This window comes from Paraburkholderia sp. J76 (assembly GCF_905220295.1).
In the GTDB taxonomy this organism is placed as follows: Bacteria; Pseudomonadota; Gammaproteobacteria; order Burkholderiales; family Burkholderiaceae; genus Paraburkholderia.
In genome coordinates, this window is record NZ_CAJMZJ010000018.1 from 100,621 (window position 1) to 121,429 (window position 20,809).

Annotated in this window: 20 protein-coding genes and 1 tRNA gene; 12 read left to right on the forward strand and 9 right to left on the reverse strand. The window is 63.6% G+C overall.

The genetic code is table 11. The annotated features are described in order from the left end of the window. Window positions 1-138 precede the first annotated feature (138 nt). The 6 genes from petA to U5768_RS28100 all read left to right on the forward strand — a co-directional run bounded on the left by petA (window position 139) and on the right by U5768_RS28100 (window position 4,363). The gene (gene petA / locus U5768_RS28075) at window positions 139-759 is read left to right on the forward strand and encodes a ubiquinol-cytochrome c reductase iron-sulfur subunit (RefSeq protein WP_322033591.1); all 621 of its coding nucleotides are present in this window, start codon (window positions 139-141) and stop codon (window positions 757-759) included. Continuing rightward, window positions 759-2,147 (forward strand): cytochrome bc complex cytochrome b subunit, encoded by a 1,389-nt coding sequence (locus tag U5768_RS28080; RefSeq protein WP_322033592.1) that lies wholly within the window; start codon window positions 759-761, stop codon window positions 2,145-2,147. Before petA ends, U5768_RS28080 begins: the two co-directional genes overlap by 1 nt. Before the next feature lie 18 nt (window positions 2,148-2,165). After that, window positions 2,166-2,951 carry a cytochrome c1 gene (locus U5768_RS28085; RefSeq protein ID WP_415913984.1) on the forward strand — a complete coding sequence of 262 codons (786 nt, stop codon included), beginning with the start codon at window positions 2,166-2,168 and terminating at the stop codon, window positions 2,949-2,951. A gap of 114 nt (window positions 2,952-3,065) precedes the next feature. Beyond that, window positions 3,066-3,677: a glutathione S-transferase N-terminal domain-containing protein gene (locus U5768_RS28090; RefSeq protein ID WP_027797364.1), complete on the forward strand. Its 612-nt coding sequence runs from the start codon at window positions 3,066-3,068 to the stop codon at window positions 3,675-3,677. Between the two features lie 91 nt (window positions 3,678-3,768). Continuing rightward, entirely contained in the window at window positions 3,769-4,269 is a 501-nt protein-coding gene (locus tag U5768_RS28095) for a ClpXP protease specificity-enhancing factor (RefSeq protein ID WP_322033593.1), read from the forward strand. Between the two features lie 18 nt (window positions 4,270-4,287). Then, a tRNA-Thr gene (locus tag U5768_RS28100) sits at window positions 4,288-4,363 on the forward strand. Between the two features lie 73 nt (window positions 4,364-4,436). Here the strand turns inward: U5768_RS28100 and U5768_RS28105 are convergent. Further along, window positions 4,437-5,387, reverse strand: a complete 951-nt coding sequence (locus tag U5768_RS28105; protein ID WP_322033594.1) for a cation diffusion facilitator family transporter — start codon at window positions 5,385-5,387, stop codon at window positions 4,437-4,439. A gap of 70 nt (window positions 5,388-5,457) precedes the next feature. Then, on the reverse strand, window positions 5,458-8,226 hold the full coding sequence (locus U5768_RS28110) for an Eco57I restriction-modification methylase domain-containing protein (protein WP_322033595.1): 2,769 nt from the start codon (window positions 8,224-8,226) through the stop codon (window positions 5,458-5,460). Window positions 8,227-8,484: 258 nt separating this feature from the next. On the opposite strand from U5768_RS28110, the gene U5768_RS28115 reads away from it, so the two are divergent. Then, window positions 8,485-9,633: a class I SAM-dependent methyltransferase gene (locus U5768_RS28115; protein ID WP_322033596.1), complete on the forward strand. Its 1,149-nt coding sequence runs from the start codon at window positions 8,485-8,487 to the stop codon at window positions 9,631-9,633. A 145-nt stretch (window positions 9,634-9,778) separates the two neighbouring features. Here the strand turns inward: U5768_RS28115 and U5768_RS28120 are convergent, their stop codons facing one another. After that, on the reverse strand, window positions 9,779-10,099 hold the full coding sequence (locus U5768_RS28120) for a hypothetical protein (RefSeq protein ID WP_028206633.1): 321 nt from the start codon (window positions 10,097-10,099) through the stop codon (window positions 9,779-9,781). A 375-nt stretch (window positions 10,100-10,474) separates the two neighbouring features. Here U5768_RS28120 and U5768_RS28125 point away from each other — a divergent pair, with 375 nt between their 5' ends. Further along, window positions 10,475-11,341 carry an SAM-dependent methyltransferase gene (locus U5768_RS28125; RefSeq protein WP_322033597.1) on the forward strand — a complete coding sequence of 289 codons (867 nt, stop codon included), beginning with the start codon at window positions 10,475-10,477 and terminating at the stop codon, window positions 11,339-11,341. Between the two features lie 19 nt (window positions 11,342-11,360). On the opposite strand, the gene U5768_RS28130 is transcribed toward U5768_RS28125, so the two are convergent. Beyond that, window positions 11,361-11,930, reverse strand: coding sequence for a DUF1415 domain-containing protein (locus U5768_RS28130; RefSeq protein ID WP_322033598.1), 570 nt, complete (start codon window positions 11,928-11,930; stop codon window positions 11,361-11,363). Window positions 11,931-11,939: 9 nt separating this feature from the next. Beyond that, complete coding sequence (locus U5768_RS28135) at window positions 11,940-12,590, reverse strand: TetR/AcrR family transcriptional regulator (RefSeq protein ID WP_322033599.1); 651 nt, start codon at window positions 12,588-12,590, stop codon at window positions 11,940-11,942. 176 nt (window positions 12,591-12,766) lie between these two features. Between U5768_RS28135 and U5768_RS28140 the strand changes: the two genes are divergently transcribed. The 3 genes from U5768_RS28140 (at window position 12,767) to U5768_RS28150 (ending at window position 16,243) form a co-directional block, all read left to right on the forward strand. Then, complete coding sequence (locus tag U5768_RS28140) at window positions 12,767-14,050, forward strand: MFS transporter (protein ID WP_322033600.1); 1,284 nt, start codon at window positions 12,767-12,769, stop codon at window positions 14,048-14,050. A 137-nt stretch (window positions 14,051-14,187) separates the two neighbouring features. After that, the gene (locus U5768_RS28145) at window positions 14,188-14,790 is read left to right on the forward strand and encodes a nitroreductase family protein (protein ID WP_322033601.1); all 603 of its coding nucleotides are present in this window, start codon (window positions 14,188-14,190) and stop codon (window positions 14,788-14,790) included. A gap of 193 nt (window positions 14,791-14,983) precedes the next feature. Further along, on the forward strand, window positions 14,984-16,243 hold the full coding sequence (locus tag U5768_RS28150) for an Hsp70 family protein (protein WP_322033602.1): 1,260 nt from the start codon (window positions 14,984-14,986) through the stop codon (window positions 16,241-16,243). A gap of 168 nt (window positions 16,244-16,411) precedes the next feature. On the opposite strand, the gene U5768_RS28155 is transcribed toward U5768_RS28150, so the two are convergent. Further along, window positions 16,412-16,615 carry a cold-shock protein gene (locus U5768_RS28155; RefSeq protein WP_027797379.1) on the reverse strand — a complete coding sequence of 68 codons (204 nt, stop codon included), beginning with the start codon at window positions 16,613-16,615 and terminating at the stop codon, window positions 16,412-16,414. 438 nt (window positions 16,616-17,053) lie between these two features. On the opposite strand from U5768_RS28155, the gene U5768_RS28160 reads away from it, so the two are divergent. Then, window positions 17,054-18,649: an APC family permease gene (locus tag U5768_RS28160; RefSeq protein WP_322033603.1), complete on the forward strand. Its 1,596-nt coding sequence runs from the start codon at window positions 17,054-17,056 to the stop codon at window positions 18,647-18,649. 87 nt (window positions 18,650-18,736) lie between these two features. Here U5768_RS28160 and U5768_RS28165 read toward each other — a convergent pair whose 3' ends face one another. The 3 genes from U5768_RS28165 to grxD all read right to left on the reverse strand — a co-directional run bounded on the left by U5768_RS28165 (window position 18,737) and on the right by grxD (window position 20,735). Further along, window positions 18,737-19,531, reverse strand: a complete 795-nt coding sequence (locus U5768_RS28165) for a class III extradiol ring-cleavage dioxygenase (protein WP_322033604.1) — start codon at window positions 19,529-19,531, stop codon at window positions 18,737-18,739. A 150-nt stretch (window positions 19,532-19,681) separates the two neighbouring features. After that, complete coding sequence (locus U5768_RS28170; protein ID WP_322033605.1) at window positions 19,682-20,305, reverse strand: UbiX family flavin prenyltransferase; 624 nt, start codon at window positions 20,303-20,305, stop codon at window positions 19,682-19,684. A 118-nt stretch (window positions 20,306-20,423) separates the two neighbouring features. Continuing rightward, on the reverse strand, window positions 20,424-20,735 hold the full coding sequence (grxD, locus tag U5768_RS28175) for a Grx4 family monothiol glutaredoxin (RefSeq protein WP_042272160.1): 312 nt from the start codon (window positions 20,733-20,735) through the stop codon (window positions 20,424-20,426). Window positions 20,736-20,809 lie beyond the last annotated feature (74 nt).

Genomic DNA, 20,809 nt, shown 5'->3' on the forward strand with positions numbered 1-20,809 from the left:
CGAGATATCAAGGACTTCCGAAGCTTTTTAAAGAACGCCCCTTGTAAATGCCAACTCCATTCGAGCAAACTAGCGTTCGGCAGCACCGCGGGTAAGCTGGCGTGACGGAAAAATCCAACTCAGAAGTGGGGCGATGTGATGCGAGACAAAGAGAATGGCCGCGTCGATGGCAGCCGCCGAACCTGGCTGATTGCGACGTCCGTAGCAGGTGGCATCGGAGGCGTGGCCACTGTCGTACCCTTCGTAGGTTCCTTTGCACCATCCGAAAAAGCCCGCGCCGCCGGCGCGCCCGTCGAGGTCGACATCACTAACCTGCAGCCCGGCTCGCTCATGACCGTGGCGTGGCGCGGCAAGCCCGTGTGGATCCTGAACCGCACGGACCGCATGATGGCCGACGTCAAGAAGGCCGACCCCGACCTGGCCGATCCGAACTCCGAGCATCCCTTCTCGATGCCGATGCCGGAGTACTGCATGAACGAATTCCGTTCGCGCGCCGAGCATCAGAACATTCTCGTGGCCGTCGCCGTCTGCACGCACCTGGGCTGCACGCCGACGCCGCGCTTCCAGGAAGGCCCGCAGCCGAACCTGCCCGATAGCTGGCCGGGCGGCTTTCTGTGTCCGTGCCACGGCTCCACCTACGATCTTTCCGGCCGCGTGTTCAAGAACAAGCCGGCGCCGCAAAACCTCGACATTCCCCGGTTCATGTTCGCGTCCCCAACGCAGATCGTGATCGGCAAGGACGAAAAAGGAGAAGCGTGATGGCGACGGGAACCGAAAAGGATGTGGCCACGACGTCCGGTCTGCAGGGCTGGATCGACAAGCGCTTTCCGATGACCGCGACCTGGAAAGCGCACGTTTCCGAGTACTACGCACCGAAGAACTTCAACTTCTGGTACTTCTTCGGCTCGCTGGCGCTGCTCGTGCTGGTGAACCAGATCATCACCGGCATTTTCCTCACCATGAACTACAAGCCCGATGCGACGCTCGCGTTCGCATCGGTCGAGTACATCATGCGCGAGGTGCCGTGGGGCTGGCTCATCCGCTACATGCACTCCACGGGCGCTTCGATGTTCTTCGTGGTCGTGTATCTGCACATGTTCCGCGGGCTGATGTACGGCTCGTACCGCAAGCCGCGCGAACTCGTGTGGATCTTCGGCTGCGCGATTTTCCTGTGCCTGATGGCTGAAGCGTTTTTCGGCTACCTGCTGCCGTGGGGCCAGATGTCGTTCTGGGGCGCGCAGGTGATCGTGAACCTGTTTTCGGCCATTCCGTTCATCGGCCCGGACCTTTCGCTGTGGATTCGCGGCGACTACGTGGTGTCTGACGTCACGCTCAACCGCTTTTTCGCGCTGCACGTGATCGCCATTCCGCTGGTGCTGGTCGGGCTCGTGATCTGCCACATCATCGCGCTGCACGAAGTGGGCTCGAACAACCCGGACGGCATCGAAATCAAGGAGAAGAAGGACGCGAACGGCGTGCCGCTCGACGGCATTCCGTTCCATCCGTACTACTCGGTGCACGACTTCATGGGCGTGTGCATCTTCCTGATGATCTTCGCGGCGATCGTGTTCTTCGCGCCGGAAATGGGCGGCTACTTCCTCGAGTCGAACAACTTCGTGCCGGCCAACCCGTTGCAAACGCCGCCCGAAATCGCGCCCGTCTGGTACTTCACGGCGTTCTACGCGATGCTGCGCGCCACGACCGACCCCTTCAAGATCGTGCTGATGATCGTGATCGCGCTGCTCGGCCTGCTCGCGCTCCTGCGCGCGCGCGGCAAATGGCGCGCCGGGCTGCCGGTGCTGGCGGTGCTCGTGATTCTCGCCATGTTCTTCACCGAGTCGAAATTCTGGGGCGTGGTGGTGATGGGCACCGCGGTGATCTCGCTCTTTTTCCTGCCGTGGCTCGATCGCTCGCCAGTCAAGTCGATTCGCTACCGGCCGTTCTTCCACAAGGTGTTTCTCGGCATCTTCGTGCTTGCGTTCCTGACGCTCGCGTTCCTCGGCACGAAGCCGCCATCGCCGGCGGCCACGCTGATCGCCCAGATCTGCGCGCTCGTCTACTTCGCCTTCTTCCTCGGCATGCCGTTCTGGACGCGGCTTGGTACTTTCAAGCAGCCGCCCGAACGCGTGCACTTCAAGCCCCATTAATCGACGAGCGAGGAAGACATGACGAGAAAATTTCTTTTTTCGACGCTCGCCAGGGCAAGCGTCCGGGCCGGCTTGGCCGTATTGGCGCTTTCCTGCGCTTTTGGGGCTGGAACGGTGGCGGCGCAGGAAAACATTCCGCTCGACCGCGCTCCCGATAACGGCGAAAATCTTGCTTCGCTGCAACACGGCGCCAAATTGTTTGTAAACTATTGTCTGAATTGCCATAGTGCAAACTTGATGCGCTACAGCCGTTTGCAGGATCTCGGCATTCCGCAGAAGCAAATCGAAGATAATCTGTTGTTTACGACCGACAAGGTCGGCAACACGATGTCCATCGCGATGCGCCCGGACGACGCCAAGGCGTGGTTCGGCGTGGCGCCGCCGGACCTCTCCGTGGAAGCGCGGGCGAAAGGGCGCGACTGGCTGTACACGTACCTGCGCAGCTTCTATCGCGACGACACGCGGCCGACCGGGTGGAATAATCTGGTGTTCGAAAACGTGAGCATGCCGCACGTGCTGTGGCAGTTGCAGGGCATACGCACGGCGAAGTTCGAGGACACGACGGACGAGGAAACCGGGGAAAAAGTCCGCCGCTTTGCCGGGTTCCAGCAGGTCACGCCCGGAACGCTCTCGCCGGTGGATTATGATTCCGACGTGGCCGACCTGGTGGCGTACCTCGGCTGGATGGCCGAACCCGAGCAGAAGACCCGCAGGCAGCTTGGCGTGTGGGTGCTCCTGTTCCTCGGCGTCCTGAGCTTTTTCGCGTGGCGATTGAACGCCGCGTACTGGAAAGATATCAAATAGGCACGTCCTGACCGACGTGGGGCCGGTGCGACGAGAAGCCGTCTGACGGTTCATGGACCGTCAGGCGGTTTTTTCGCCTGCTGGCCTTTTGGGTTTATTGAGGAAATGTAAATCATGATGGTTCTGTACTCCGGCACTACCTGCCCGTTCTCCCAGCGCTGCCGGCTGGTGTTGTTCGAAAAGGGCATGGACTTCGAAATCCGCGATGTAGACCTGTTCAATAAACCGGAAGACATCGCCGTGATGAATCCGTATGGTCAGGTGCCGATTCTGGTCGAGCGCGACCTGATTCTGTACGAATCGAACATCATCAACGAGTACATCGACGAGCGCTTCCCGCATCCGCAACTGATGCCGGCCGATCCGGTTCAGCGCGCCCGCGCGCGTCTGTTCCTGCTCAACTTCGAGAAGGAACTGTTCGTGCACGTGAGCACGCTCGAAAACGAGAAGGGCAAGGCCGCCGAGAAGAACCACGAGAAGGCGCGCCTCGCGATCCGCGACCGCCTCACGCAGCTCGCGCCGATCTTCCTGAAGAACAAGTACATGCTGGGCGAAGAGTTCTCGATGCTCGACGTCGCGATCGCGCCGCTCTTGTGGCGTCTTGACCACTACGGCATCGAACTGTCGAAGAACGCCGCGCCGCTCATGAAGTACGCCGAGCGCATTTTCAGCCGTCCGGCGTACATCGAGGCGCTCACGCCGTCTGAAAAGGTGATGCGTCGTTAAGCGCGCAGTCAGGCAGTATCCTGGCGGTTGCAGGTAACAGAGGCGGCGTGCACGGCGTGGATGTGGATGCCGCCTCGCGAAAGGACTGTTGATGCAAGAGATTTCCACCAAGCCGTATCTGCTGCGCGCGCTGTACGAGTGGTGCACCGACAACGGCTTCACGCCGCATATCGCGGTGCGGGTCGACAACCGCACGCGCGTGCCACGCCAGTTCGTGCGCGACGGCGAGATCGTGCTGAACATCAGCTTCGAGGCGACGAGCCAGCTGCAGATGACCAACGAGACGATCGAGTTCCACGCGCGGTTCTCGGGCAAGTCGCACAAGATCGAGGTGCCGGTGTCGAACGTGCTCGCGATTTACGCGCGGGAGAACGGCCAGGGCATGGCCTTCCCGGTCGAGTCGCCGCCCGGCGACGCCGACGACGTGTTGTCCTCCGAGGACCACGAAGAAGCCGAAGTTGCGCACGAAGCGCGCGACGAGCCTGTCGTGGAACCCGCCGCACCGCTCGCGCCGGTCGCGACGCGCGCTGCTGACAAAGACGAGGACGGCGGCAATAAGGGCGGCAAGGGCCACCTCAAGATCGTGAAATGAAGTAGAATAGCGGGCTACGCCGGCTTAGCTCATCTGGTAGAGCAGTTGATTTGTAATCATCAGGTGGCGGGTTCGAGTCCTGCAGCCGGCACCAAACAAAGCAAAGCAAAGGGTTACGTGAAGTTCACGTAACCCTTTGTGCTTTCTGGACCCTCCGGCCCAATCCCTCACTCCGCCCATTCCGGGTCACTCGTGAACATGATCGTGAGCCAGCGGTGCGATTCGTCCCCGCCGATGGCCCGGCCAATTTCATCGCGGATCGCATCCCATTCGGCGATTCGCTTCGGCGGCATGTCGGGCGGCACCACGAAATACAGCTCGATCTCGCGCGAACGGCCCACTTTCGCGACATAGGCGCGGTAATACTCGAAGGCGTAGCGCTCGACGAAGCGTTTCGCCACAGCATCGACATGCTGCTTGAGATCGGGAGGCGCCACGAGCAGCACGTCCAGCAGGGCCTGGCGGATTTCCGCGAGCGGTATCGGAATGATCACCGCGCACACCACGACGAGTGCCGCCGGGTCGACGTAGGGCGTGAGGTGCTCCCACGCCGTTCCCTGAATCGCATAGCCGACGCTGAAGGCGATCAGCAGCGCCGCCGTGATGCCGGCGGACATGATCCACGACTTGATATCGAGCCGTACGAAATCCGATCGAATGCGCCGGTTCGCGCGCGATTCGAACACCGCCATCGTCACGCAGGCGCATACGGTGAGCACGGCGTAGACGAGCGCTGGGCCGAAGTGCAGTTCGTGGCCGCCCGAAAGCAGGTTCGTGACGCCGTTGATGAGCGCGTAGACGGCCACGCCCACGAGCAGCGTGCTGTTCAGGCCGAGCACCATGGGTTCGAGGTGCCAGAAGCCCATGGTGAAGCGCTCGCGCCATTTGCGCGGCAGGTCGACGTTGACCGCGTAGGACGTGATGAGACGCACGACGGCGAGCGCGAGCGCGCTCATGCTCGCGTCCACGAGCGAATATACGCCGTCGAACACAATGGAAAACGACCCCGAGATCAGGCCGAACAGAATGCCGAAGAGCGCAATCACCAACGTCGTGGCGATCGAAAGCGTGAGCACGCCGCTCTCGTCGGAAGTGCTGAAGATTCGTAGCCGTTCCATGATGTCTGCTCTTTCGCGAGGATGAGCAAGACTAGCCGACTCGCCGCGACGCCGTCGTCCCGTTGCGCGGTCAGCTTGCCTCGCGCGAAGCCGGGCCGGCGCGGCCTTCCACAAGGTCGATTTCCTGTGCCGACAAGCCAAATGCCGCGTAGAGACGGCGATCTATCTCGCGCGCAATCTCGTCCGCTTCCGTGTCGCCGCATCCTGACTGGCGCGCGCGCAGCAACCGGCTCACGCATTGCGCGACCTCGCCGCGCACCGAAGCGCCCGGCGCGGGCAACGCGTCGATCATCGCTTTCGTGAACGCGACGCCGCCGTTGTAGCTCGACGCGCCATACTTCGCGCGGATCAGGAAAATCGAGAGCGGGCAGTTGAGCAAGGCCGCCGCGAATTTCAGCAGGTTCTCGTCGTCCGAGCGCAGGATCAACGTGGTCTTGCCGGGGATCGTATCGCCGGCAAGATCGAGTGCGGCGTCGAGGCGTGTGAGGCCTTTCACGATCACCTTTTTCGCGTGGGCTTTCGCGCCGTAGCCGTTCGCGAACGTTAAGGCGAACTGCTCGCGACCGACCACGGGCGCGGCGTAGCGTCGCCCGAGATAGGTCATCGGCCTGCTGCCCCAACGCGAGACATAGCGCCCGAGCGTGCCGGTGTTCACCACGCGGTAGTGATCGTCCGCGCAAAAATGCCCGTTGGCCTCTTCTACCAGCGGCGCCAGCCGGTACGCGTCCGAAGTCGCACATGCGTTTTCGCAGGGCAGCAAGGCGCCGAGCGTGGCGTGCGCGCAGGTGATTCGTTGCACGAACGCGGCGTGCGGCGAAAGCAATGGGTCGAGCGGCCATGGCGCATCGAGCGTGCTTTTGTCGGTTTGCGCAAGCTCCGCGAGCGTCTCGCCATCGATACGCCCGGTCGCGAGTTTCGGCGTGCCCGACTCGCGAAACACAGTAATGATCGAATCCACACGCGCCTCGTCGAACACGTCGCGCCCGAGCCCGACGATGCGTTCGATCTTGTCCAGATGCCGCGCGCGAAACGCATTGCCGAACGGCTTAGAGAGCCACTTGTCGGGCGTGAGATACGCCATCGCGCCGCCAGGCCTGAGGAGCGCGAGCCCTAGCTCCATGAACACGATATAGAGGTCCCAGTTGCCCCTCGCGCCCGGCCAGCGCTGCGCCAGCCGTTCGCGCAGCGCGCGCTGGCCCTGGTTGATCATGCGCTCGGAGTCGATATAGGGCGGGTTCGCGATGATGGCGTCGAAGCCTTCGAAGTTGCCTTCGTCGGTGAGCAGGTCGGCGAATTCAATGCGCCATTCGAACGTTGTGAATTCGCCTGGTGGCGTTTCGGCCTGGTCGTGCGCGAGCGCGTCGTACAACGCATCGCGTAGTTGTGCGAATCGAGCGGCTTCGGCGCGCTTTGCAGCGAATGTTGCTGTCGCCCGCAATCTCGCCGCGCTTGCGCGATAGTTCAGCGCGAGTGCGGCGTTGTTGCGAACGCGCGTATCGAATTCGAAACGGCTGAGCGTCGCGTTGCCTTGTCTGAGATTGGTCTCGAGGTTCGGCAGCGAAGTAGTGAAATCCGCATATTCGAGCAGTTCGATCCACAGCCGCAAGCGCGCCATGCCCACCGAATCCGCATGGATATCGACGCCGAAAAGCGACTGCTCGACGATATCCCGCTTGATGCGAAAGAGCGCCGCTTCAATCTCGCGGATGGTTTCGCCGTCGCGCTCACGCGTGAGCGGTTCGCCGTTCGCGTGCCTGACACAAAGCCGGTCCGAGGTCACGTCGATGCGGCAAGCGCCGAGTATTTCGCGCTCGCGTGCGTTCAGCAAGCCAAGGCGCACTTTCAGCGCGACGAGTTCGTTGAGCGCCGATACGAGCAGATGCCCCGAGCCCACGGCAGGATCGCAAATGCGCAGCGAGTCCAGAATTAGGCGGGCTCCATCGCGGTCTTCGATCGATTCGCCGATCGATTCGGATAACTGATCGACGGTCGTGCAGCGCCATCCCCTGGCGTTATTCATGCGATTCAGCGCCGCCTGCGCGATGGCGGGGCGGGCAAGCTGCATCGCGACGCTTCCCGGCGTGTACCAGGCGCCGTCGCGGTAGCCGTTGAGTTTTTCGAAGACGAGCCCGAGTGCCCAGGCGTCGAGAGAACGTCGATTCGCCGCGCCTGGCGCTTGCGTCGCGACCAAACCGACCAGGCCCGCGGAGAAGTCGAACGCAGCGAGAAAATCGAGCAGATACGCAAGCACGCGCCGCTCGCCGTTCGCGGGGGTGAGCACGGTCGCCGGGAAAAGCGGCAGCGTCGCGTTATCGTCCAGCGTGCTCATGTCGAGCAGGCTTCGGTCCAGATCCTGCGGTTCGAAAACCGAACCGTCGAAGCGGGGAAGGTGAGCGAAGCGAGCCGGCGACGCGGTATCTCCCGCGCGCAGGACGGTGTCGCATAGCGCGTCGAGATCGCTGAACGAGTGGATACATCGTGTGTTCAGAAACGCGCAGGCCGGATCGCCGTCATGGAGCGTCAGCAGGCGCGTTTCGAGCACCTTGAGAAAAAAGAGGCGGCTGATCCACACGATGCAAAGCCGCAGCGCGAGTTCGAAATGGTCGGCCTCCGGCTCGCAGGCTGCGAGGCGCGACAGCGCGAGTTCAAGGAGCGCGCCGGGCAGCCGCTCTTCCCGCGCGAGTCGCGCGACGGTCCGCCTTGCGCCGCAAACGCGTTCCCGCAGCCCGACGATATGCAGCAGTTCGGCGTAAAACCTTTCGTCGAGCCCACCACCGGCGCTGGCGCGGCGCGTGCGCGTTTTGTGCGCGCGGCGTGTCTGCTGGGCGGTTTCTGGCATGGTCTCGTGCGGTAGGCGTGGCCTGGCGGGAGGCGGTCGGCGCACATTTTACTGCCGCTCGCGCGCGTTTTCGCCCTATGCCGTTTGGCCGAGTCGACGCGCCCGCCCGTCTGCGCGATGATCCCTGCAAAGGCGATGCGGCGGAACGGGCGGCGTCGCTCTGCTATATGATGGCGCCGCGCAAGGCGCCCTCGCGGCGCCAACCCGCTGGCCGTGAACGCATCGACGAACCGGCCTGCTGCATCGACTATCCGACTTATGACCGAACATCCCACTCTCACCTGGCCCGACACCGAAGGCCCGCGCACGGTGCGCTGGCGCTCCGAGGCTGGCGTGCCGGCGCCCAAACGCGTAGTCATCGCCGACGATCGCACGACCGCGGACGTCGCGTACCGCCTCGCGTGCGAAGGCACCGCGCTGCTGTGGCGCGGCGACTATCAGAACGCGCGTCAGTTGCTCCAGGCCATGGCGCGCCGCGCGGAGCGCAAGCCACGCAAGGCTGCGCCGGCCAAAGCGCCCGCTTCGCCGCTCGAAGCGTTTCATCTGCATCGCCAGGCGCAGGCGCAGCGCGCCCGCACGCTCGCCATGGTGCTGATTCCGCTCGAAGGCGATTACGGCATCAACCTGCGCCGCGCGCCCGACGTGCGGCTTGCCTGCGAAGAGGCGTGGGGCGCGCCCGATGGCGAGCCTTCCGTCGTGTCGCTGCGCGAAATTCTCGGTCTGATCGGTGCGCACGAATGGCGCAAGAAAGGCGTCGAGATCGCGGCGCTGGACGGGGCGCGCATTCATCCGTACTACGGCGTGTTCTCACCGGTACGCGGCGAATATGTCGATCTCGTTGCGCGCACGGCGCTGCCTTCGCTCGAAAAGGCCTTCGACATCGGCACGGGCACAGGCGTGCTCGCCGCCGTGCTCGCCTCGCGCGGCGTGAGGCGCGTGGTCGCGACCGATCAGGACGCCCGCGCGCTCTCTTGCGCCTGCGAGAACCTCGAGCGCCTCGGCTATGCCGCCCAGGTCGAGGTCGTCGAGGCGGATCTGTTCCCGCCGGGGCGCGCGCCGCTCGTCGTCTGCAATCCGCCGTGGGTGCCGGCGCGTCCCGCGTCGCCTATCGAGTATGCCGTGTTCGATCCCGAGAGCCGCATGCTGCGCGGTTTCCTCGACGGCCTTAAGGATCATCTCGAGCCGGGCGGCGAGGGATGGTTGATCCTCTCCGACTTCGCGGAGCATCTTGGGCTGCGCACGCGCGAAACGCTCGTCGGGATGATCGTGCAGGCCGGGCTCGAAGTCGTGGGCCGAGAAGACATTCGTCCGCGGCACCCGAAAGCCACGGATCCCGACGATCCGCTTTATCGCGCGCGGGCGGCCGAGCTGACTTCGCTGTGGCGCCTCAAGGTGCGCGCAGAGTAAGCCAGCGAGAGCCACTGAGAGCGGGGAGGGTTGGCAAAAAGGAGCGTACGGGCCGCGAACAACACATGCGGCCCGTGCGGGTGTCGACCATGCGCGTCGGCAGCGCGAGCTGCCGCGCCGGATTGACGTCAGGTGCCCGTCGGCATCATCCCGGATAGGCCTCGTCGACCTTGAGGCCTGCCAGCTTGAAAATCACGCGCAGCGTTTGCGGCTTGATATCGCGGCGCGACGCCAGCGCCGACATCACGAAATCGAGCACTTTCGCGTACTTCAGCAGGATCAGGCAGGTCTCGAGATCCGAAGGGCCGTCGCGCATGCTTTCGGCGACCCGCAGCATCTCCACCGAGATGTCGCGTGCCATTTCCAGCTCCAGTTGCTGCTTTTCCGTCCAGTCGGGAACCGTGACGAGTTTCGTAAGCAGTTCCTGGAATTTTTGCTCTGCGTTTCCGTCAGGTATCGTGTTCATTGCATGCCCCATGCAAGGCTGTACAGCGTCGTGCGCGCTTCGCGCAGCGAGGACTGCGCCAGCCTGATTCATCGCAACCGGCACTCCCGGTGCGACCTCCCAATGCGCGCCTGCCGATTCGTTGCCGGTCGGTCGCGCTACGTTTTGGTCCTTTTTTGGGCATCGGGGACAAAAATCCTCGTGTCTCTTCTGTTCAACCCCTTCCTCCTGTCCGCACGTGGGTCAGCGTGCCTGGACGTTATGCGAGAGACGATCGCTGCTCTTCGGGTTCGGCAGCCTCGACCAGCTTTTTTCGTAAAATGACATAAATACGCCAGCTCTTCTGTCGCCTGTCGCACGTTTCGCGACATACCACGCTTTCAATTGACCACGCCGATGTCCAGCAAGACTTACGAAGTCCGTCCGAACCAGTCCGTCGAACTCCTCAAGGAGCTTCACATCCTGACGCGCGACGGCAAGATGAATCAGGACAGCCGCCGCAAGCTGAAGCAGGTCTATCACCTGTTCCAGTTCATCGAGCCGCTGCTCAAGGATCTCAAGCAGGATGGCCGCGATGTGACCCTCGTCGACCACGGTGCGGGGAAGTCCTATCTGGGCTTTATTCTCTACGACCTGTTCTTTAAGGATCAGCGCGACAGGTCACACATTTATGGAATCGAAACGCGCGACGAGCTTGTGCAGCACTCGCAGGACCTGGCCACGCGGCTGGGCTTTGGCGGCATGTCGTTTCTAAACCTTTCGGTAGCCGATTCGATCACCTCGCCGCAACTGCCGCCGACCGTCGATATCGTCACCGCGCTGCACGCGTGCGACACGGCCACCGACGACGCCTTGCGCTTCGCACTCAAGAAGCACGCGCGCTACATTGTGGTCGTGCCGTGCTGTCAGGCCGAGGTGGCGGGCGTGCTGCGCCGGAACAAGGGCAAGTCGCTCGGTCAGGCGCTCACGGAAATCTGGCGCCATCCGCTGCATACTCGCGAATTCGGGAGCCAGATCACCAACGTGCTGCGCTGCCTGCAACTCGAGGCGCACGGCTATCAGGTGAGCGTGACGGAACTGGTGGGCTGGGAGCATTCGATGAAGAACGAACTGATCATCGCCCAGTACAAGGATTTGCCGCGGCGCCGTCCGGCGGCCCGCCTCAATGAGATTCTCGATACCTTCGGCTTGACGGACCTGCGCGAGCGCTTTTTCGCCGACGAAGGCGAGGCGGCCTCAGAAGAGGCGGCAACCGAAGGTTGAAGCCAGGGGCAGCGCGGCGTCAGTCGCGCTTGCTCATCCAGTCGCGCCACCCTTCGAAGCCGAGCTTGCGCAGCGTTTCCTGGTTGCGTTCGTAGATGTCGGCGGCGTCCGGGAACGCCTCGACGGCACGCTCGATACTCGCTTCGCGCAACAGATGCAGGATCGGATACGGCGCGCGGTTCGTGTAGTTTTCGATGTCGTCGGGCCTGCTGCCTTCGAACTGGAATTGCGGGTGAAAGCTTGCGACCTGCAGCGTGCCTTCGAGCCGCAACTGCTGCACGAGGCGCTCGGCAAACCACGTTGCGTCGTTGAAGTCGGCGAAGTCGGCCAGCACGTGGGGCAGTATGAGAAGCGTGGTGTCGATCTCGGCGGCATCGGCCTGAGCCAGCGTTTGCAACTCGCGTTCGAGATCGATAAGGACACCTTCCAGATCGGTCGCCTCGCTTATCACGTAGCGAATCTGGTTTTTCACGTGCACGCTCTTCGCGAACGGGCAGAGATTCAGGCCAATCACGGCGCGCGTGAGCCAGTGGCGGGTGGCTTCGAGAATGGCGGCGTGTTCGGGGGACGGAGCAGCGGTTTCGTTCATCGTGTCATTTTACGGGCGGCTGGCGCCCGGACATGCCGCGTCGATCAACAGTTTTGCCATGCGGGGCGCCGCGAGAATCGCGCCGCACCCCGGCCCGAAAGTCTGGCTCGCGGCATAGACGCCTTCGACGAGCAGCGCGAGTTCCTCGGCGAGCGCAACCGGATCTTTGACTCGCGCTTCCTGCGCGAGCGCCGTGAGCCGCGCCATGAGCCTCGTCTTGTTGTTGTCGACGCTGCGCCGCGCGGGATGGGTGGCGTCGGGAAATTCGGTCGCGACATTCACAAACGGGCAACCGCGATAGTCCGGTGCCGAGGCGCGCCGCGCAAGGTCCTCAAAATATTGCACTAACTGCTTGGCCGGTTCGCCCGGATGCTTCGCGAGACTTTCGTCGAAGCGCTCGAAAAAGCGCGCATCGCAGCGCTGTAGATAGGCGACTACGAGATCGTCCTTCGATGAAAACTGCCGGTACAGGCTCATCTTGTTGACGCCCGCGCGCTCGACCACGGCCTCGATGCCGACCGCGCGCACGCCCTCGCGGTAGAACAGTTCGTCGGCGGCGCGCAGCAAATTCTCTTGCGCGCGCGCGCCGGCCGTCTGCGCGCGGGGGCGGGGCGTGCGCGCAGCGGCGGGAGAGGTTTCGTCGTGGCCTTCGTGTTTCATGAGGGCATCTCGTGATCAGGGGAACACTTGACATGTTACCGAGCGGTCACTACTATCGCAACACACTTGTGACCGATCGGTAACAATAGGGCGATGGCGAATCGTCGCAGCTTGCGGTCATACCAACGAAAACAATTGGCGTGTCGAAAACCGGACGCGCCTGGGCAGGAGCACCAATGAACTGGGCAGCGAGGCGATTAGTCGGGCGTTTCCACTACGGATGGCTCGTCGTGGCAGTGGTGTTTCTGGTGCTGCTGGCGGCGGCCGGCACGCGCGCGACGCCCAGCGTGATGATGGTGCCGCTCGAACATCAGTTCGGCTGGAGCCGGGCGACGATCTCGCTCGCCATCTCGGTGAACATCGCGCTTTATGGGCTGATGGGCCCGTTTGCGGCCGCGGCCATGCAACGCTTCGGCGTGCGGCCCACGCTGCTCGCGGCGCTGGGCACGATGGCGGCGGGCGTGGCGCTTTCCGCGCTGATGACGCATCCCTGGCAGATGATCCTGATCTGGGGCGTGATGGTGGGCGGCGCCACGGGCGTGGCGGCCCTCTCGCTCTCGGCCACGGTCGTCACGCGCTGGTTCCACTCGCACCGCGGGCTTGCCATGGGCATCCTCACGGCGAGTTCGGCTACAGGTCAGCTCGTGTTCCTGCCGCTTCTCGCGGCGATCGTGGAGAAACACGGCTGGCAGTCGGTGGTGCTCGTGGTCGCCGCGGCGGCCACGCTGGTGCTGCCGCTCGTCCTTTTCCTGTTGCCCGAGCGGCCCGCAAGCGTGAATCTGCGTCCCTTCGGCGAGGACGAAAGCACGCCCGTCGCGCCGCCCGCGCCGCAGCAAAATCCGCTGAAGATCGCCTTCGACGCGCTCTTCTCCGCGAGCCGCACGCGCGACTTCTGGCTGCTCTTTTTCAGCTTCTTCATTTGCGGCGCGAGTACGAACGGCTATGTGGGCACCCACCTCATCGCCATGTGCGGCGACTACGGCATGACCGAAGTGCAGGGCGCGTCGCTGCTTGCAACGATGGGCATTTTCGACCTGTTCGGCACGACGCTCTCGGGCTGGCTTTCGGACCGCTTCAATAGCCGCTTGCTGCTGTTCTGGTACTACGGGCTGCGAGGACTTTCGCTGATCTACCTGCCGCACGCATTCGGCATCGACTTTTTCGGGCTGCCGATTTTCGCGGTGTTCTACGGCCTCGACTGGATCGCGACGGTGCCGCCCACCGTGCGACTCGCCACCGACGTCTTCGGCAAGGAGCGCGCGCCGATCGTGTTCGGCTGGGTGGTAGCGGGGCATCAGCTTGGCGCGGCATTCGCGGCGTTCGGCGCGGGCCTGCTGCGCTCCAGCCTCGGCACCTACACGGTGGCGTCGATGATTTCCGGCGGTTTGTGCCTCGTGGCCTCGTTCCTCGTGCTGCGGATCAACCGGGGGCCGCGCGCCGTCGGCGTGCAAACGGCGTGACCAGGCGCTTGTGCGCCACTCTGGAACCCGGCGGGCGACGGATGAGCGTCGCCCGGTGCGTTTGAGCGCGTTTCACGCGCTGCGGTTATTCTAGTGACCCCGGGCACGCCGCCCGCCACCCCAAGGACACACAAGGCATGACGAAGCACAAACCCGCACCGACAGCCGTGCCCATTCACGAACTCATCGCCGGCCGCTGGAGCCCGCGCGCCTATTCGAGCGAGCCGGTGAGCCGCGAGGCGCTGCACGCGGTGATCGAGGCGGCGCGCTGGGCGCCCTCGGGCTACAACCTTCAGCCGTGGCGCTTTATCGTGTTCGACCGCAGCGCCGACGAAATCGCGTTCAAGCGCGCATTCGCGACGCTCGTGCCGTTCAACCAGCAGTGGAACGCGCCGGCGCCCGTGCTGATCGCCGTGACGGCGCATACGCTCAACTCGAAGGGCGAAGTGAATCGCACGGCGCAATACGATGCGGGCGCAGCGGCGATGTCGCTCGTGCTCCAGGCGCATGCGCTGGGTCTCGCCGCCCACCAGATGAGCGGTTTCGACGTGCAGGCGTTCCGCAAGGAATTCGCGCTGCCGAACGACGTGGAGCCGCTCGCGATCATCTCGATCGGCCATTACGGCGAAGCCGAGAAGCTGGAACCGGTGCTGCGCGACCGCGAAAAGGCGGAGCGCACGCGTTCGGCGGTGGGCGAGATCGCCTACGCGAACGCGTGGAAGCAGCCCTACAAGGGCTGAGCCGAAGGTCGCCCCGCGCTGCTCGGGCTGCGGGCTTCCTTCCGGAGTGAAGACGCGCGGCATGGTCCGCGTCTTTTTATACGGGGCGCCATCATGGGCCTGCGGTTGCCCCGTTTCGCCCTTTCGTGCTACAAAGCCGATCCCCCCGACCTTTCCTCTCCTGCGCGCGCATTCGCTGCGGCGCGCTCTTGCCATGACCAGCTTCTGCGCGATTGACTTCGGTACCTCCAATTCGGCGGTGGCGCTCCCGGCAGCGGCCGACGGCGCAATGCGCCTCGCGCCGGTGGAAGGCGCGCACACCACCTTGCCCACGGCGGTGTTCTTCAACGTCGACGAACACACGCGCGAGTTCGGGCGTGCGGCGCTCGCATCCTATATCGACGGCTTCGACGGCCGGCTGATGCGCTCGATGAAGAGCATCCTCGGCTCGCCGCTCGCCGAGAGCACGACCGATCTGGGCGACGGCAGCGCCATGCCCTATACCGAGATCATCACGATCTTCCTGGAGCACCTGAAGCGCAGCGCCGAACGTTGCTCGGGCGCGCCGGTCACGCGCGCCGTGCTGGGCCGCCCGGTGTTCTTCGTCGACGAAGACCCGCGCGCCGACCAGCTCGCGCAGGACCAGCTCGAAGCGGCGGCGCGCCGCGTGGGCTTTCGCGAGATCGAGTTCCAGTTCGAGCCGATCGCGGCGGCATTCGACTACGAGTCGCGTCTCGCGAAAGAAGGGCTCGTGCTCGTGGCCGACATCGGCGGGGGTACGTCGGACTTCTCGCTCGTGCGCGTGGGGCCGGACCGCATGACGCGGCTCGAGCGCAAGGACGACGTGCTCGGGCATCACGGCGTGCACGTGGCGGGCACCGATTTCGACCGCCGCGTCGAACTCGCGACCATCCTGCGCGAACTGGGCTACCAGTCGCTCGATCCCGAAGGCCGTGAGGTGCCGAACCGTATCTACTTCGATCTGGCGACCTGGCACCTCATCAACACGATCTACACGCCCAAACGCGCGACCGAGCTGAAGCTCATGCGCCATCTGTATCGCGACGCGCGCCATCACGACCGTCTGATGCGGGTGATCGACGAGCGACTGGGCCACGCGCTCACGGCGCGCGCCGAGGAGGCGAAGATCGGCGTTTCGGCGGGCGGAGAGACGATGATCGACCTCGAAGCCGTCGAGGCGGACCTTCGCCTGGCATTCGGCGACGCGCAGCTCGTCGAGGCGGGGCGCGAGGAGACGCGGCGCATCGTGCAGGCCGCGCGTGAGACGGTGCAGGCCGCGGGTGTGGCGCCGGCGCAGGTGAGCGCGCTTTACTTCACGGGCGGCTCGACCGGCCTCCTGTTCCTGACGCAGGCCCTGGCGGAGGCGTTCCCGCAATCGCAGGCCGTGTTCGGCGACCGTCTTGCCAGCGTGGCAACGGGCCTGGGCATTCACGCGCAGCGCCTTTTCGGCTGAGCGCGCCAGGCGCTAAAGCGCTTTTAGAAAACACCGGTCAAGAAAAAACCCCACCTTCGCGAAGAAGAGTGGGGTTTTTAGGTAAGCTTGCCAGACAGGTACTACGCAGGCATTCCGCAGAAGCCGCGCTCAGTCCTGAAAGCCGTAGCAGACCAATGAGCGCAGTACTTAGACCGGCTTGATGTTGGCAGCTTGCTTGCCCTTCGGACCCGTGCGGACTTCGAATTGAACCTTTTGGTTCTCTTGCAGCGTCTTGAAGCCGTCAACCTTGATTTCCGAGAAGTGCGCGAACAGGTCTTCGCCGCCGCCGTCCGGAGTGATGAAGCCAAAGCCCTTTGCGTCATTGAACCACTTGACGGTACCGGTTTCCATATTACTTTCCTAAAAATGAATGAAGTGGCCGAAGCCTGAGATGTGCACGAAAATCAAGGAAGGGGTATGGGACCAGCCGGAGTACCGTTGATGGGCGAACTACGAAAGACCAATTCACACTCGCCGCTTGAAATCCTGCCCGAACTTTATACGGCTAAATGGCAGGAAGGTCAACTAGCTCCCCGGGAAAGTTCGTATTTTTTTGCCGCAGGGTCGAAACGAACCCTTACAAAGCTTGATAAGCAAATGACTTTTTTGTATTAAGCCGATATTTTTGGCGCCCTTCGCTGGTGCAACCGGTTAAACTACGCGCCGCACCGGAGTTGCGCCTGCGGGCGCAATCTTTTGTGTGGAGGTACGACAACCGCAGGAAACCCGCCCGCAAAAACAGACGGGATAAATGCGGTGTGTCGAGCAGCTCTTGAAACAGGAGAAGACGTGAAAAGTTCTATTCAACGGAACATCGGCCCGTTCGCGCTGATGTTCACCGGCCTCGGGTCGATTATCGGTTCGGGCTGGCTGTTCGGCGCGTGGAAGGCGGCGAAAATCGCAGGTCCGGCGGCCATCTGCGCCTGGATCATCGGCGCCGTGGTCATTCTGGCCATCGCGCTCACCTACGCCGAACTCGGTGCGATGTTCCCTGAGTCGGGCGGTATGGTCCGCTACGCGCGGTACTCGCACGGCGCACTGGTGGGCTTCATCAGCGCGTGGGCCAACTGGATCGCCATCGTCTCGGTGATCCCGATCGAAGCCGAAGCCTCGATCCAGTACATGAGCACCTGGCCCTACGACTGGGCGCACGCGCTCTTCGTCGACGGGTCATTGACACACTCGGGGCTCGGTCTCTCGGCGATTCTCGTGATCATCTACTTCATGCTCAACTATTGGGGTGTGAAGCTGTTCGCGCGCGCCAATAGCGCGATCACGATCTTCAAGTTCATCATTCCGGGCTTGACGATCATTGGCCTGATGGCGGGAAGTTTCCACCACGAGAATTTCGGCCAGACCACGACGTTCGCGCCGTATGGCTGGTCGGCGGTGTTCACGGCGGTGGCGACGAGCGGCATCGTGTTCGCGTTCAACGGCTTCCAGAGCCCGATCAACCTCGCGGGTGAAGCGCGCAATCCGGCGAGGAGCGTGCCGTTCGCGGTCATCGGCTCGATTCTCTGCGCACTCGTGATCTACGTGCTGCTGCAGATCGCGTATATCGGCGCGGTCAATCCCGCCGACGTCGCGAAGGGCTGGAACACGTTCAACTTCAAGTCGCCGTTCGCGGAACTCGCGATCGCGCTGAACCTGAACTGGCTCGCGATCCTGCTCTACGTCGACGCATTCGTGAGCCCGAGCGGCACCGGTACGACTTACATGGCGACGACCTCGCGCATGATCTACGCCATGGAGCGCAACAACACGATGCCGAAGATGTTCGGCAACGTGCACCCGTTCTACGGCGTGCCGCGTAACGCGATGTGGTTCAACCTGGTCGTCTCGTTCATCTTCATGTTCTTCTTCCGCGGCTGGAGTTCGCTCGCGGCGGTGATCTCGGTGGCGACGGTGATCTCGTACCTCACGGGTCCGATCAGCCTGATGGCGCTCAAGCGCGCCGCCACGGACATCGAGCGCCCGCTCTCCGTGCCGTTCATGAAGGTAATCGCGCCGTTCGCATTCGTCTGCGCGTCGATGATCCTGTACTGGGCGAAGTGGCCGCTGACCGGCGAAATCATTTTGCTGATGGTCGTCGCGCTGCCGGTGTACTTCTACTTCCAGGGCAAGCAGGGCTTCGAAGGTTGGGGCCAGGATCTGAAGGCTGCGTGGTGGCTGTGCGCCTATCTGCCGATCATGGCGCTGCTCTCGCTCCTCGGCAGCAAACAGTTCGGCGGCAGCGGTCTGCTGCCCTACGGCTGGGACATGCTGGTCGTCGCGCTGATCTCGCTCGTGTTCTATTACTGGGGCGTGCATTCGGGTTACCGCTCGCCGTACCTCGATGAACGCCAGGAGCACGACGAAGTCCTCGAAGGCATCGGCGCGCACTAAGTGTCGAACTGAGCGTCGCGTAATACAGAAAACCCGCCTGAAGCCATTCAGGCGGGTTTTTTCATGTCTGAAGCCAGCGCTGCGGCTTTACTGCACGGCGCTGCCGAATACGTAATTCGTCATCGCGAGCGCGCGCTGGTAAGTGCCAAGCGATTGCACGCCGAGCGTGTAGTCGTCGTCGGCTGCGCCGAGCGCCGCGAAGACGGGCAGCAGGTGTTCGTCGGTCGGGTGCATTAGCAACGCATGCGGGCCGCGCTGGCGATAGTCGAGCAGCGCTTCGATGTCGCGCGCGGCGAGGCGATTCTCGAACCACTCCGTGAATTCGGCCACGCGCGGGTCGGCGTCTTCCGGGCGCGCCGAAAAGTCCGCCTCGCGCAGGTTATGCGTGATCTGGCCCGAGCCGATCACCATCACGCCGTCGTCGCGCAGCGAGCGCAGCGCGCGGCCCAGCGCGAAGTGATGCGCGGCGTTGGCGCGCGGCTGAATCGAAAGCTGGGCCACGGGCACATCGGCCTGCGGGAACATCAGCAGCATCGGCACCCACGCACCGTGGTCGAGCCCATGCGCTTCTTCATCCACGGCAACGCCGTGCTCGCGCAGCAGCGCCGCTGCGCGCTGCGCCACCTCGGGCGCGCCCGGCGCGGGGTACTGGATCTCGTAGAGTGCGCGCGGGAAGCCGTAGAAGTCGTGGATCGTCTCGGGTTGCGCCGCCGTGCTCACCACGGGCCGCATCGTGCCCCAATGCGCGGAGAGCATGAGCACCGACTGCGGACGCGGCAAATGCTCCGAGAGCACCGTGAAACCGCCAGATGGCAGCGACGGGTCGATCGGCAGCGTAGGCGCGCCGTGCGAGAGGAAAAGGGTAGGCGTGCGAGTGGTCATGATCGTCGGCAGGCCGCGTCGTGCGCGGCCCGAAAGTATCGTGGTGCGATCAATATAGGACCCTACCGTCGCGAATTAAACGGGCAGAAGGGGAATTGATTGTGTCGCCGACGTTGATAATCGGCTGGCGGCGAGAGGCGTTGCGGCCGCTTATTCGTCGGCGCTGCGCAGTCCTGGCCACGCCGGCGAGAGCGCCGGTCCGAGCGCGAACAGGTCGAGCACGCGCGCGACCGTGTGATCGACCATCTCTTCGATTGAAGCGGGCTGGTTGTAGAAGGCCGGCAACGGCGGGAAGATCACGCCGCCCATTTCGGTCACGGCCGTCATGTTGCGCAGATGCGCGAGATTGAACGGCGTTTCGCGCACGAGCAGCACGAGACGGCGGCGTTCCTTGAGCGTGACGTCGGCGGCGCGCGCGATCAGGTTGTCGGAAAGACCGTGGGCGACGCTCGCGAGCGTCTTCATCGAGCAGGGCGCGACGATCATGCCGTCGGTCGCGAAGGAGCCCGACGCGATGGTCGCCCCGACGTCGCGCACGGAATGTACGACATCCGCACGCGCGTGCAGATCGTCCTTGCCCAGTTGCAGCTCGTGCTGGATGTTGAGCCAGCCCGCGGCCGAAACGAGCAGATGGGTTTCGACGCCGCCCAGCCGCCGCAGCATGTCGAGCATGCGCACGCCGTAGAGCGCGCCCGTGGCTCCCGTGATCGCGACGATCAGCCGGCGTTGCGGCAGTTGTGCGGCAGCGGGGGAGGCGGGGAGGACGGTATTCACGTCAGGCGGGAGTCGAAGCGAAGGTGGGAAGGCGCCTCATGAAAAGCGCCGGCGCGGCTTGCCGTGGCTCGGGACGGCGCGGGCGCCGCGTAGCGCCCGATGCCGCCCCGTGGAGCAATTACGCCGCGGCGAAGAGCTGCTGCAGTTCGCCGTTCTGGTACATCTCCATCATGATGTCCGAGCCGCCGACGAATTCGCCCTTCACGTAAAGCTGCGGAATGGTCGGCCAGTTCGAGAATTCCTTGATGCCCTGGCGGACTTCGTCGTCCTCGAGCACGTTGACGGTCTTGAACTGATCGACGCCACACGCCTTCAGGATCTGCACCGCGCGACCGGAGAAGCCGCACATCGGGAACTGCGCGTTGCCCTTCATGAAGAGGACGACGGCGTTTTCGTCGACGATCTGCTTGATGCGTTGTTGGGTGTCCATGACTGACCTTGCGATTGAATTGATGCGGAATACGTTGGATTGCAGGATGAAATGATAGCGGATTTCGCCTGAGC

Coding starts and splice junctions, on each gene's coding strand:
- petA (WP_322033591.1), top strand. CDS start 139: ATGCGAGACAAAGAGAATGGCCGCGTCGATGGCAGCCGCCGAACCTGG.
- U5768_RS28080 (WP_322033592.1), top strand. CDS start 759: ATGGCGACGGGAACCGAAAAGGATGTGGCCACGACGTCCGGTCTGCAG.
- U5768_RS28085 (WP_415913984.1), top strand. CDS start 2,166: ATGACGAGAAAATTTCTTTTTTCGACGCTCGCCAGGGCAAGCGTCCGG.
- U5768_RS28090 (WP_027797364.1), top strand. CDS start 3,066: ATGATGGTTCTGTACTCCGGCACTACCTGCCCGTTCTCCCAGCGCTGC.
- U5768_RS28095 (WP_322033593.1), top strand. CDS start 3,769: ATGCAAGAGATTTCCACCAAGCCGTATCTGCTGCGCGCGCTGTACGAG.
- U5768_RS28105 (WP_322033594.1), bottom strand. CDS start 5,387: ATGGAACGGCTACGAATCTTCAGCACTTCCGACGAGAGCGGCGTGCTC.
- U5768_RS28110 (WP_322033595.1), bottom strand. CDS start 8,226: ATGCCAGAAACCGCCCAGCAGACACGCCGCGCGCACAAAACGCGCACG.
- U5768_RS28115 (WP_322033596.1), top strand. CDS start 8,485: ATGACCGAACATCCCACTCTCACCTGGCCCGACACCGAAGGCCCGCGC.
- U5768_RS28120 (WP_028206633.1), bottom strand. CDS start 10,099: ATGAACACGATACCTGACGGAAACGCAGAGCAAAAATTCCAGGAACTG.
- U5768_RS28125 (WP_322033597.1), top strand. CDS start 10,475: ATGTCCAGCAAGACTTACGAAGTCCGTCCGAACCAGTCCGTCGAACTC.
- U5768_RS28130 (WP_322033598.1), bottom strand. CDS start 11,930: ATGAACGAAACCGCTGCTCCGTCCCCCGAACACGCCGCCATTCTCGAA.
- U5768_RS28135 (WP_322033599.1), bottom strand. CDS start 12,590: ATGAAACACGAAGGCCACGACGAAACCTCTCCCGCCGCTGCGCGCACG.
- U5768_RS28140 (WP_322033600.1), top strand. CDS start 12,767: ATGAACTGGGCAGCGAGGCGATTAGTCGGGCGTTTCCACTACGGATGG.
- U5768_RS28145 (WP_322033601.1), top strand. CDS start 14,188: ATGACGAAGCACAAACCCGCACCGACAGCCGTGCCCATTCACGAACTC.
- U5768_RS28150 (WP_322033602.1), top strand. CDS start 14,984: ATGACCAGCTTCTGCGCGATTGACTTCGGTACCTCCAATTCGGCGGTG.
- U5768_RS28155 (WP_027797379.1), bottom strand. CDS start 16,615: ATGGAAACCGGTACCGTCAAGTGGTTCAATGACGCAAAGGGCTTTGGC.
- U5768_RS28165 (WP_322033604.1), bottom strand. CDS start 19,531: ATGACCACTCGCACGCCTACCCTTTTCCTCTCGCACGGCGCGCCTACG.
- grxD (WP_042272160.1), bottom strand. CDS start 20,735: ATGGACACCCAACAACGCATCAAGCAGATCGTCGACGAAAACGCCGTC.